General features: G+C 66.8%; 12 protein-coding genes. All 12 read right to left on the bottom strand.

Annotation, left to right across the window (positions count from 1 at the left end; translation table 11 throughout):
* Nucleotides 1-194, bottom strand: a 194-nt coding sequence (locus tag IMZ29_RS21370; protein ID WP_253207197.1) for a GTP-binding protein, incomplete at its 3' end; no start/stop codon positions are given.
* A gap of 84 nt (nucleotides 195-278) precedes the next feature.
* Nucleotides 279-2,384, bottom strand: coding sequence for an elongation factor G (gene fusA / locus IMZ29_RS21365; protein WP_216188138.1), 2,106 nt, complete (start codon nucleotides 2,382-2,384; stop codon nucleotides 279-281).
* Nucleotides 2,385-2,524: 140 nt separating this feature from the next.
* A complete protein-coding gene (gene rpsG / locus IMZ29_RS21360; RefSeq protein WP_216188136.1) occupies nucleotides 2,525-2,995 on the bottom strand; it encodes a 30S ribosomal protein S7 in 471 nt (156 codons plus the stop codon).
* Nucleotides 2,996-3,150: 155 nt separating this feature from the next.
* Nucleotides 3,151-3,528, bottom strand: coding sequence for a 30S ribosomal protein S12 (gene rpsL / locus IMZ29_RS21355; RefSeq protein ID WP_216188134.1), 378 nt, complete (start codon nucleotides 3,526-3,528; stop codon nucleotides 3,151-3,153).
* Between the two features lie 365 nt (nucleotides 3,529-3,893).
* A complete protein-coding gene (locus tag IMZ29_RS21350) occupies nucleotides 3,894-4,442 on the bottom strand; it encodes a cob(I)yrinic acid a,c-diamide adenosyltransferase (RefSeq protein WP_216188132.1) in 549 nt (182 codons plus the stop codon).
* Nucleotides 4,443-4,521: 79 nt separating this feature from the next.
* Nucleotides 4,522-5,643 (bottom strand): YncE family protein, encoded by a 1,122-nt coding sequence (locus IMZ29_RS21345; protein WP_216188130.1) that lies wholly within the window; start codon nucleotides 5,641-5,643, stop codon nucleotides 4,522-4,524.
* Nucleotides 5,644-5,737: 94 nt separating this feature from the next.
* A complete protein-coding gene (locus IMZ29_RS21340) occupies nucleotides 5,738-8,197 on the bottom strand; it encodes a TonB-dependent receptor (protein ID WP_253207359.1) in 2,460 nt (819 codons plus the stop codon).
* An 85-nt stretch (nucleotides 8,198-8,282) separates the two neighbouring features.
* Nucleotides 8,283-9,329: a FecR family protein gene (locus IMZ29_RS21335; RefSeq protein ID WP_216188129.1), complete on the bottom strand. Its 1,047-nt coding sequence runs from the start codon at nucleotides 9,327-9,329 to the stop codon at nucleotides 8,283-8,285.
* Nucleotides 9,326-9,904: an RNA polymerase sigma factor gene (locus IMZ29_RS21330; protein ID WP_253207358.1), complete on the bottom strand. Its 579-nt coding sequence runs from the start codon at nucleotides 9,902-9,904 to the stop codon at nucleotides 9,326-9,328. Before IMZ29_RS21330 ends, IMZ29_RS21335 begins: the two co-directional genes overlap by 4 nt.
* Nucleotides 9,905-9,939: 35 nt before the next feature.
* Complete coding sequence (locus IMZ29_RS21325; RefSeq protein ID WP_216188127.1) at nucleotides 9,940-10,716, bottom strand: SDR family oxidoreductase; 777 nt, start codon at nucleotides 10,714-10,716, stop codon at nucleotides 9,940-9,942.
* A gap of 38 nt (nucleotides 10,717-10,754) precedes the next feature.
* Nucleotides 10,755-11,402 carry a thiol:disulfide interchange protein DsbA/DsbL gene (locus IMZ29_RS21320; RefSeq protein WP_216188125.1) on the bottom strand — a complete coding sequence of 216 codons (648 nt, stop codon included), beginning with the start codon at nucleotides 11,400-11,402 and terminating at the stop codon, nucleotides 10,755-10,757.
* Between the two features lie 112 nt (nucleotides 11,403-11,514).
* Nucleotides 11,515-11,832, bottom strand: a 318-nt coding sequence (locus tag IMZ29_RS21315; RefSeq protein ID WP_216188124.1) for an SPOR domain-containing protein, incomplete at its 5' end; no start/stop codon positions are given.

Below are 11,832 nucleotides of genomic sequence, written 5' to 3'. Positions count from 1 at the left end.
GTGTTGATCGTGATGCCGCGCGCCTTTTCTTCCGGCGCTGCGTCGATCTGGTCGTAGCCCTTGGCTTCGCCGCCGAAGGCCTTCGACAGCACGGTGGTGATCGCTGCGGTGAGCGTGGTCTTGCCGTGGTCGACGTGACCGATGGTGCCCACGTTCACGTGGGGCTTGGTACGTTCAAATTTGCCTTTTGCCATTTCTTTCTTCCTTCAGGATTCTGAATCTGCGGGAATTGACGCGCGGCACCGAAGGCCTGGGCCCCCGGTGCGCAGCGCAGATGTTTACTTGGTGCGAGCGGTGATGATCGCGTCGGCGACGTTCTTCGGCGCTTCAGCGTACTGCTTGAATTCCATCGTGTACGTCGCGCGGCCTTGCGTCATCGAGCGCAGCTGCGTGGCGTAGCCGAACATTTCCGACAGGGGCACTTCGGCCTTGATGGCCTTGCCACCGCCGACCATGTCGTCCATACCCTGGACCATGCCGCGACGCGAGGACAGATCGCCCATCACGGTGCCGGCGTAGTCTTCCGGGGTTTCGACTTCGACGGCCATCATCGGCTCGAGCAGGACCGGGCTGGCCTTGCGCATGCCTTCCTTGAACGCCATCGAACCGGCCATCTTGAACGCGTTTTCGTTCGAGTCCACATCGTGGTACGAACCGAAGACCAGCGTGACCTTGACGTCCACGACCGGGTAGCCGGCGAGCACGCCGGTGCCGAGCGTGTCACGAATGCCCTTCTCGACTGCGGGGATGTACTCGCGCGGCACCACGCCGCCCTTGATGGCATCCACGAACTCGAAGCCGACGCCGCCCGGTTCCAGGGGCTCGAGCTTGATCACGACGTGACCGTACTGACCACGGCCACCCGATTGCTTGACGAACTTGCCTTCGACGTCGTCAGCAGTCTTGCGGATGGTTTCGCGGTAGGCCACCTGCGGCTTGCCCACGTTGGCTTCCACGTTGAATTCGCGCTTCATGCGGTCAACGAGAATTTCCAGGTGGAGCTCGCCCATGCCCGAGATGATGGTCTGGCCGGATTCTTCGTCGCTGCGCACGCGGAACGACGGATCTTCCTGGGCCAGGCGCGACAGGGCGATGCCCATCTTTTCCTGGTCGGCCTTGGACTTCGGCTCCACAGCCTGCGAGATCACGGGCTCGGGGAAGACCATGCGCTCGAGCATGACGTGGGAGTCGACGTCGCACAGGGTTTCGCCCGTGGTCACGTCCTTCAGGCCCACGACAGCGGCGATGTCGCCCGCCAGAACTTCCTTGATTTCTTCGCGGTTGTTCGCGTGCATCTGCAGAATGCGGCCGATGCGTTCCTTCTTACCCTTGATCGGGTTGTAGACGGTGTCGCCCGACTTGAGCACGCCCGAGTACACACGCACGAACGTCAGCTGGCCGACGAACGGGTCGGTCATCAGCTTGAAGGCCAGCGCAGCGAACTTCTCGCTGTCGTCGGCGCGGCGGGTGATCTCGTTGCCATCGTCGTCCTCGCCCTTGACCGGGGGAATTTCCACCGGGGAAGGCAGGTAGTCGATAACGGCGTCGAGCATGCGTTGCACGCCCTTGTTCTTGAACGCGGTACCGCACAGCATCGGCTGGATTTCGCCAGCGATGGTGCGTGCGCGGATCGCGGCATTGATCTCTTCTTCAGAGAGCGTGCCCGATTCCAGGTACTTGTTCATCAGTTCTTCGGACGACTCGGCGGCGCTTTCCAGCAGGTTCTCGCGCCACTTGTTGGCTTCGTCAGCCAGCTCGGCGGGAATGTCACCGTATTCGAACTTCGTGCCCTGGCTGGCCTCGTCCCAGATGATCTGCTTCATCTTGACCAGGTCGATCACGCCCTTGAACGTGTCTTCCGCGCCGATGGGGATCACGACCGGCACCGGGTTCGCGCGCAGACGCAGCTTGAGCTGGTCATAGACCTTGAAGAAGTTGGCACCGGTACGGTCCATCTTGTTCACGAAGGCCAGACGCGGCACGCCGTACTTGTTGGCTTGGCGCCAAACGGTTTCGGACTGCGGCTGAACGCCACCCACGGCGCAATACACCATGCAGGCGCCGTCGAGCACGCGCATGGAACGCTCCACCTCAATGGTGAAGTCCACGTGGCCCGGGGTGTCGATGATGTTGATGCGGTGCTCGGGATAGTTGCCGGCCATGCCGCGCCAGAATGCGGTGGTGGCAGCCGAGGTGATGGTGATGCCGCGTTCCTGCTCCTGCTCCATCCAATCCATCGTGGCAGCGCCATCGTGGACTTCGCCAATCTTGTGGTTGACGCCGGTGTAGAACAGGATGCGCTCGGTCGTGGTGGTCTTGCCGGCATCGATGTGCGCGGAAATACCAATATTGCGATAGCGCTCGATGGGAGTCTTGCGAGCCATGGTATGAGTTCCTTGAGAGTGGCGCCGCTGCGTCAACAGGGTGGCCCAACTGCGGGTGGCACGGCCCGCGCCGTGGAGCGCGGGCTACCTGCCGGGCGCGGGCATCCATGATGCCGCGGCTTCGCGACGCCGCTGTGAAATTACCAGCGGAAGTGGCTGAAGGCCTTGTTGGCTTCGGCCATCTTGTGCGTGTCTTCGCGCTTCTTCATGGCGCCGCCACGGCCTTCGGCGGCATCCATGAGTTCGCCAGCCAGGCGAAGATCCATGGACTTCTCGCCACGCTTCTTGGCGGCTTCGCGCACCCAGCGCATGGCCAGGGCGAGGCGGCGGACGGGACGCACTTCCACCGGGACTTGATAGTTCGCACCGCCAACACGGCGGCTCTTGACTTCCACCAGCGGCTTGACGTTGGCGATGGCGGTAGCGAAGACTTCGACGGGCTCCTTGCCGGTCTTGGTCTGGATCTGTTCGAGCGCACCGTAGACGATACGCTCAGCGACGGCCTTCTTGCCGGAGAGCATGACCACGTTCATGAACTTGGCCAGTTCGACGTTACCGAACTTGGGATCCGGGAGAATTTCGCGCTTGGGTACTTCGCGACGACGAGGCATTTCGATTCCTTTTGTGTCTGCTCAGTTGAACCCTGGTTCACCAGGGTCACGGCCGCCCATCGGGAGCGACCACTTACGGACCGCGCCGGCCAAGGGGCCAGGCTACGGCTGCACACCACGTCCGGCACGCCGGGCGCGGCACTGAAAACTTGCTATCAGGCCTTCTTCGGGCGCTTGGCGCCGTACTTCGAGCGGGCTTGCTTGCGGTCCTTGACGCCTTGCAGGTCAAGCGAACCACGCACGATGTGGTAGCGCACACCGGGAAGATCCTTCACACGGCCGCCGCGCACGAGCACAACCGAGTGCTCCTGCAGGTTGTGGCCTTCGCCGCCGATGTAGGAGATGACTTCGAAACCGTTCGTCAGACGCACCTTGGCGACCTTGCGCAGTGCCGAGTTCGGCTTCTTCGGGGTCGTGGTGTAGACGCGGGTGCAAACGCCACGGCGCTGCGGGCAGTTCTCGAGCGCAGGGCTCTTGCTTTTCGTCTGTTCGACGGCGCGCGGCTTGCGCGCGAGCTGGCTGATAGTAGGCATGGCCTGGTTGGATTCCTGTTGTCGTCGCGATGGCAGGCTGTCTACGGCGCTGCGGCACGCGTTGTTACTGATTCCGGGGGACTTGTGCGAACGCCGCCCCTGCAGGAATCCGAACCGCCAAGGCGATCCGGCTACAAAGAGCGGATGGATTGTGCCCGCGCGACACACCGCATGAATGGCGCATTCGTCACGATGCGCGCAACAGTGGATCGACGGGGTTCCGTATCACACGAATCCTGTACCCGGGCTTACAGCGGGGTAACACTAGGGCTGACGCCAACAACCTAAGCGCAACCCTGGGACTCTTTCGATAAGCCGATGAGTGTACCCTGCGAATTTTGCGCGAGTCAATGCACGCGCGGATCTCAGGTGCGGCGGCGTTGCCACAGCACGTCAGGCGTGCCGGCTGCCCGGTTCAGGACGCGGGCCGTCACGAACAGCAGGTCGGACAGGCGGTTCAGGTACTGCCGCGGAAGATCGCCGACCGTCTCGGCGTGCGCCAGGGCCACGATGTCGCGCTCCGCACGTCGCGCCGCCGTCCGGGCGACATGGGCGAGCGCGGCCGCCCGCGTGCCGCCGGGCAGGATGAACTCGGCCAGTGGCGCGAGCTCGCCGTTGTAGTGCGCAAGGCGCTCGTCCAGCCAGGCAAGACGCACGGGCGCCAGCAGCGTGTGCCCGGGAATGCTCAATTCGCCACCCAGATCGAAAAGATCGTGCTGGATGATGACCAGGTCGGCGTCCACGCCGGACGGCAACGCCTCGGCGCGCAACACGCCCAGGTGGCTGTTGAGCTCGTCAACGGCGCCCAGGGCCGCGATGCGCGGCGCATCCTTGGGCACGCGGCGCCCGTCGCCCAAGCCCGTCGTGCCGTCATCCCCGGTACGGGTGGCGATGGTGGTCAGGCGATTGGGCATGGCGCGCTCCGGCAGTGGCACAGGGGCGCCCAGGGCGCCCGGGCAGGCACTATACCCCACGACGGCCCCGGCCCTTCCCTTACGGCGCCAGCCGGATGCGGGCGATGCGCTCCCAGCCGCTTGCGTGGTAGTCCTTCGTGAACGGCGTCTTCACCGTCACGTAGAGCGTCTTCGCATCGGGCGAGAGCAACAGGCTGTTCGGGTTGGGCGGCAGCGGGAACGTGGCCGTCGTCTCGTAGCTCTCGGTGTCGATCGCCGTCACGGTGCCGCGTTCGCGATGCGTGGCGTAGAGGGTGCGGCGATCCGGGCTCAGCAGCAGGTCCATGCTTTCGCCCACGCCGTCGAGCTCGCGGATCGTCTTGCCCGTGCGGGTGTCGAAGACCACGATGGTCTTGGCCTTGGAGTGATCCGAGACGAAAAGCCGGTGCGTGGCCCGATCCAGGGCGAAGTTCAGGAGCAGATACTCCTTGCCGCCCTCCGGGCGCCAGCGCTCGGTGATCGCATGCGTGGTCCGGTCGATGACGAGTACCTCGCCACTGCCGTTGGCAGCGTAGAGCCGATTGGCCTCGGCATCCACGAGCAGCCCGGTCACCCACTTGCCGGCGTCACCGATGCTGGCCTTCACGTCCAGCGTCTTGCCATCGAGCGCCCAGATCCGGCCCGGGTCGCCCACGCCGCCCACATAAAGGGTGTCGCTGGTGGTGTCGTAGGCGAGCTCACGCGGCCCGTAGCGGGTGCCATCGGCCGAGCGCTCGGTGAACGTCGTGCGGGCGAGCACCTTGCCTTCCTTCAGATCGATGGCCGACACCGCATTGCCCACGCTGTGCCCCACATACAGGACACGCCCCTCGGCGCCCAGCGCTAGGCCAAAGTTCTTCTCGTCGGTGTGGATGAGGCCGGTGACGGCGAGCGACTCGCGATCGAGTTCGTAGATCACGCCGCCGCGAACGTTGGGGATGGCTTCAGACGACGCGACGTAGAGGCGCCCGGTCGCAGCGCTGTGCACGACCTGGTAGACACCACGCGCCAGATCGCGCGAGGCGACGCGGCCATCGGCGGACAGGGTGAGATTGACGGCTTCGCCCGGTGGCACCGGGAGCTGGACCTGGCTCGTCTGGGCCTGCGCCGTGCCTGCGAAGGCCAGCACCAGGACGGCGGCCAGGCGGGACGCCTTGAGGGTCATTCGCGAATGAAAGGACATGATGGACTCCAGTAGACAGTAAGGGGCGGCATCGTGCCGATCCCGGAGAAAGGGGAGCCGCAGCCTCGACTGCGGCACTGACGACGCGCGGGCGTCAGAACTCGAAGGACGCGCTCAGCGACACCGTGCGCGGCGCGCCCAGCACCAGATAGCCGTTGTCGGGATAGCCGCCTACCGAGGCCCAGTAGCCGCGGTTGGTGACGTTGTCCACGCGTGCGCGCAGGGTCACGAGGCGCCCGGCGATATCCGTGACGTAGTTCGCGCCCACGTCCCACCGCGCCCAGCCGGGCACCCGCAGCGTGTTGGCAGAATCGGCGTACCGGCTGGCCGTGGCGACGAGCCGGGTGTTCAGGGAGAGGCCAGCCACCCCGGGCACGTCCCAATCCAGGCCGATGTTGGCCTGGCGCGCGGGCACGCCGATCACGCGCTTGCCGTCCAGTGTTGGATTGCCCGTCTCGCGCTGCCGCGCATCGATCCAGGTCACGCCGCCCAGCACCCGCAGACCTCGGGTGATCTCGCCGAAGGCCGAGAGCTCGACCCCCTGGTGACGGTCGTTGCCCGAGGAGACGAAGACGTTGTCCGCATTCACGAAGCTGCGCGGGCGCGAGGTTGAGAAGAGCGCGACGGAGCCGCCCACCCGCCCGCCGTCGTAGCGGATGCCGATCTCCTTCTGTCGCGACACGTAGGGCGAGAGGATCTCGCCGGCATTGCGCACCGGCTGGTTGTTGGCCTGAGTGGGCGCCACGTCCCCCTTGGCCAGGCTTTCGATGTAGTTGGCATACACCGACGTGTCCTCGCGCAGCCGGAACACGACACCGGCCATCGGGCTCACGCGGCTCTTGCGATAGCGTGCGTCCACGGCGCCCGTGCCGTAGAGGTAGGCCGTCGTGTCCAGACGCTGGTAGCGCCCGCCCAGCGTGACCTTCAGGCGGTCGTCGTAGAACGACAACGTGTCGCCCAGCGCCACGCTGGTGAGGCGGGTACGGCCAAGCGGGCCCGGATCGCTCAGGTCGTTGCCCGTGAAGGCGCCCGACGAGATGGGCGGGCGCGCATAGTCGATGGGATCGTAGATGTTGGTGGGAAACGTGTTGGAGAAGTCCATCGCATAGGCATTCTTCTCCTTGCCCTCGTAGAAGCTCGCCTGCGCGACGAGTTCATGGCCGACCGCCCCCGTCTGGAACGTGCCCCGCAGACCGGTCTCGGCCGTGCGCACGTCATCCTGGCGGCGATTGTCGAAGCGATAGAAGGTGCCGTTGCCCGCCAGATCGTTCACGGTGACGCCCGCGAGCGAGTTGGATTCCTTTCCCCGCCGCGCACCAGCGGCGATCCAGCCCGTCCACGCGTCGTTGAAGTCGTGCTCGGCGCGCAGCGTGCCAAAGAGGTCGCGTTCGGTGGACGCGATCCAAGGCTGGCCATAATCGGTACGGGCATCCGGGGCCGCCGGCACGGCCGTGAGCCCCGCGCCCAGGCTCACGTTGGGCCGCACGCCCTTCAACGTGTGTTCCTGGTAGCCCAGGTCCGCCGACAGGCGGGTGTGACTGTTGCGCCAATCCAGTCCGACCGTGGCCACGCCCATCTCGGTGCGCTCGTGACCGATGCCGTTGCCGCCTTCACGGCGCGCCGCGTTCAGCCGAATGCCGGCGCTGTCGTCCGGGCCGAAGCGGCGGGCGACGTCGGCGGCGATCTGGAATGGCGAGCCCGTGCCAGAGCCCACCGTGATCTGCGTGAGCGGCTCGTTGGGCGCACGCTTAGGCACGATGTTGACCGTGCCGCCGATGCCGCGTCCAGACGGCGTGGCGCCATAGAGATATGCGCTCGCCCCTCGCAGCAGCTCCACCCGCTCGACCATCTCGATCGCCAGGCCCTGGCGCGGCAGCAGGCCGAAGAGGCCGTTGTAGGCCATGTCGTCCGAGGGCACCAGGAAGCCGCGGATGAAATAGGTTTCCTGGTAATTGCCAAAGCCGCGGGCCGCCCGCACGGTGGGATCGTTCAGGAGCACGTCGGCCACGCTGCGCGCCTGCTGATCCTGGATCAGCCGGTTCGTGTAGCTCGTTACCGTGACAGGCGAGTCCAGGAGATCGAGGTTGCCCAGCAACCCGACGCGCCCGCCCCGGGCCACCTGGCCGCCCGCGTACGTCTCTGCCAGACCCTGCGCAGACGCATCCGCGCTTGCCGACACGGAGATCGTCTGCAGCGTGCTTACGGGCGCTGCGCCGCTCGCGGGAGCCGCGTCCACCGCCGGCGTGACGATGATCGTGCCTGCGTCGATGCGCCCGCCCAAGCCGCTGCCGGCAAGCAACCGGGACAGCGCGGTCTCGGGTGCCAGCGTGCCCGTGACTGCGGGCGCCATGCGGCCGCGCAGGCTTTCCGGGCGTGCGATGAGCGACAGGCCGCTCTGGCGTGCCAGGGCGTCCAGCGATTGGGTCAGAGGCTGCGCCGGCAGGCTCAGCGACACGGCTGGCCCGGGCGCCGTCTGGGCCACGGCGAGCGGGCCGGCAAGGGCAGTGGCAAGGGCCAACGCCAACGGCGCCAGAACGGGAGGACGAAAAACCATGGTGGCGCGCTCCGGAATGCGGATGGGAATCGAGTGCATTCTCATGTAGACGCATGACGCACCGAAAACCCCAGGTCGGATTCCGTCAAACCGCGCTGGCGATCACCCTGCCTTGGGCATCCTCCCGCACCTGCACGGGCAAGACCTGCGGCAAGGCCTGATAGAAGCGCTCCGGCTGCCTGGCGTCGAAGATGCCCGTCAAGCGCAGGCTGGCTGCGCGGGCATCGGCCAGACGGGGCACCGTGTGGCCATAGCGGGCGAACTCGGCCAGCGCATCGGCAAGCGTCACGTCATCCAGCGCGAGGCGCCGATCCCGCCAGAGCGCCAAGCGCGCTGGGTCGACCGCGGTGACGGCACCGGCCCGCCCCTGGGCAGACAGCCGCAGACGCTGGCCGGCCAACACCGTCACCTCGTTGCCGGCGAGCGCATGCCACCAGCGTCGCCAGCCCGACTCGACCTCGCCTGACCCCACCTGCACCTGACCACGCAGCACCGCGACCTCCACGGCGCCCGCCTGGCTGCCGGTCAGATGCCGTACGGTCAGCTGCGTGCCGACGACGCGAACACGTGCGGGGCCGGCGAAGATGTCGAAGGGCCGCGCCGCGTCCTCGCGAACGTCGAACCACGCCTGGCCCATGGGCAGCGTCAATCGGCGATGGGACTCATCCCAGGCGACCGAGAGGGTGCTCGCCGTGTCGAGTTCGACCTGACTGCCATCCGGCAGCACCAGAGGCCGCAATTCGCCTGCGGCTGTCGCGTAGCGCGCTGTCGTGATCGGGGAGACCGCCTGGCCTTGCCGATCCGGGGACACGGCCAACCAGGTGGCAGCACCGGCTGCCAGCCCCACACCGAGCCATACCCGACGTCGGGGACAGGTCGGCAAGCGGCTGTCGATCGCCGCCGGCTCACCGAGTGCTTCGCGCGCACGTGCGGGCACCGCGTCGAGCGCCTGCCATTCGAGCGCCCAGCGTTCATAGGCTTCGCGATGGCGCGGCGAAGCGCCGACCCAGGCCGCGAACGTGCGCTCGGTCTCGGCATCTGGGCGATCGCTGCGGCGCACGAGCCACGCGAGCGCCTCGTCCTCGATGCGCGACGCGCCGGGCGGGGAGTCATCGTCGGACAGCGGCGTCATCGTGCGCGGCTACCGTCCTGGGCGGGTCGAGGCGAGACGTCGGCATGGCGTGCCTGCCAGGCCTGCCGCGAGGCGCGGCAGGCGCGCAGCGCCGAGGTGATGTGCTGCTCGACCATCTTCTGGGAGATCTGCATCCGCTCGGCGATCTCGCCGTGGGAATAGCCCTCGAACCGATGCATGACGAAGGCTTCCCGACAGCGGGGAGGCAACGCCTGGATGGCACCGATGAGATCGTCCACCGCCTGCGCTGACATGGCCAGGGACTCGGGCTCGCTCGCGGCCGGCGCGGCCAGCCGCTCCGCCTGTGCGTCCACGCCGTCCTCATCGACAGCACGAATCGTGTCCCGGCGATGCTGATCGATCATGACGTTGCGGGCGATGCGGTAGAGCAACGCCCGTGGCGCGGTGACGGCTTCGCCCTCACGGCGCGCGCCCAGGGCACGCGCGTAGGTTTCCTGGACCGTATCCAGCGCCGCATCCGCGTTGCCGGAGAACCGGAGGCAGAAGTTCAGCAGGTCGCGGTAATAGCGCTCGAACACGGCCCGGCCACGGAATGGGATGAATTGAGGAAACATCTCATTATCGCATCCGGACCGCGGGGTGGATAGTGTCACGGCAGCCCGTCGGTGGGCGCACCGCGCGGCTTGCGGGGCGCCCGTCGCGCGAAGAGGTCGAAGAGGGGCACCGGCACGATGCGCAGCAGTCGCGCCGCGATCGCCATCTGCCAGGGGATCACGGCCTGACGCCGCCCGGCCGCGATGGCGTTCACCGCCTTGCGGGCGAAACGGTGCGGGCTCATGAGGAACGGCATCGGGAAGGGATTGCCATCGGTCATCGGCGTGCGGATGTAGCCTGGCAGGAGCGACACGACGCGAATGCCATCGCCTGCGAGCTCATTGCGCAGACTCTCGCAATAGCTGATGGCCGCGGCCTTGGAAGCGCAATAGCCGGCGGCCCCGGGCAGCCCCCGGATGCCCGCCACGCTGGCAATGCCGACGAGCGCGCCCTGCCCCACGGCGCGCATCGGCGCGACGAAAGGCTCGAACGTGGCCACCATGGCCAGCACGTTGGTGTCGAAGATGGCCTGGAATGCCGCGAAATCCTCGGGCTGGTCGGTGAGCGTGCCCTGGCTGATGCCGGCGTTGGCGACGACGACGTCCACCCGACCGTTCGCGGCGGCAATGAAATCCTGTGCCGCGGCGTGCAGGGCCGGGCGGTCCCGCACGTCCAGCGCGTAGACATGGTGCTGGCCTGGCAGGCCAGAAGCCAGTTGGTTCAGGCTCTCCTCACGCCGGGCCACCAGCCCGAGTGTGGCGCCCTGGCTGGCATAGCGCTGGGCCAGCGCGCGGCCGATGCCGCTGCTCGCCCCGGTGATGAAGACGTGCATGAAGTCTCCGATGCGAGTCAGCGGCGGCGAGGGGTCGGTCAGCGGGCGGCGCGCACCTTGGCGACGAGCTCGTCGGTCTTGTCCAGCGATTGCTGGTAGCCGTTGGCGAGTGCCGGCGACGTCATGTAGCGACCATCCACTACGATCGTCGGCACGCTCTGCAGGTTGTAGGCTTTGATGAGCTGGTTGGCGCGGTTCACCTTGGAGACGATGCCGAACGAGTCGTACATCGCGCCGACCTTGCCTTCGTCCAAGCCCTGCTTGCCGAGCCATTCGATGACGCGGGCGCGGTTGTTCAGCGGATTGCGATCGACTTGCACCGCATTGAACACGGCCTGCTGCAGATCGAGGCGGTCCAGGCTTTCCAGGGTGTAGTACAGACGCTGCCACGGCTCCATGGCGGCGTTGAAGGCCACCGGCACGCGTTGCAGCGCGATGTCGTCCTTCTGCTTGCCATGCCACGTCTTGGTGAGGGGCTCCATGGCGCGGCAGTGCGGGCAACCATACTGGAAGAATTCGAGCACCTCGATCTTGCCGCCCGCGGCGGTGGCCTGCGGGGGATCGACGTTCACGAAACCCTGCGCGCCAGGCTGCTCCTGCGCGGCACCGGCCACGCCTACGACCATCGAGGCTGCCAGAGCACCCAGGCCCGCCAGGATCCGGCGGCGAAAAGCACGATTCAACATGGAAACGCTTCCTGTTTCAGTCGCGAGAGCCACGCTCCCGCCAGAGGGTCGACGCACCATGCGCCGACGTTCACACTCAGACCCGCGATCCTGCCGGCGGTTCCGATCACGATTACTGACGCACGACCGTCGCCTCGACCTTGTTCTCGGCGAGGCGCGCGCGGGCGCGGTTCATATCGTCCAGCTTGGCATAGGGCCCCACCTGGACACGATTGACGAGCACGCCATTCACCTGGGCTTGCTGCAGTCGCACGTCAAAGCCCAGGAAGGCCAGACGCGCCTTCAGGGCTTCGGCATCTTCGAGCACGCGAAACGCGCCCACCTGCAGCACATAGCGTCCGGCCGGCGCCGTGACGCCGGCCGCACTTTCCGGATCGACCAAGGCGGTCACCGCGCAGGCGGATGCTCTTGGCGAGTTCATTGCACAGGT

The organism is Verticiella alkaliphila (assembly GCF_018904615.1).
Lineage (GTDB): Bacteria > Pseudomonadota > Gammaproteobacteria > Burkholderiales > Burkholderiaceae_B > Verticiella > Verticiella alkaliphila.
The sequence above is the reverse complement of the archived record's forward strand: the minus strand, read 5'-3'. Positions and strand labels throughout refer to the sequence as shown.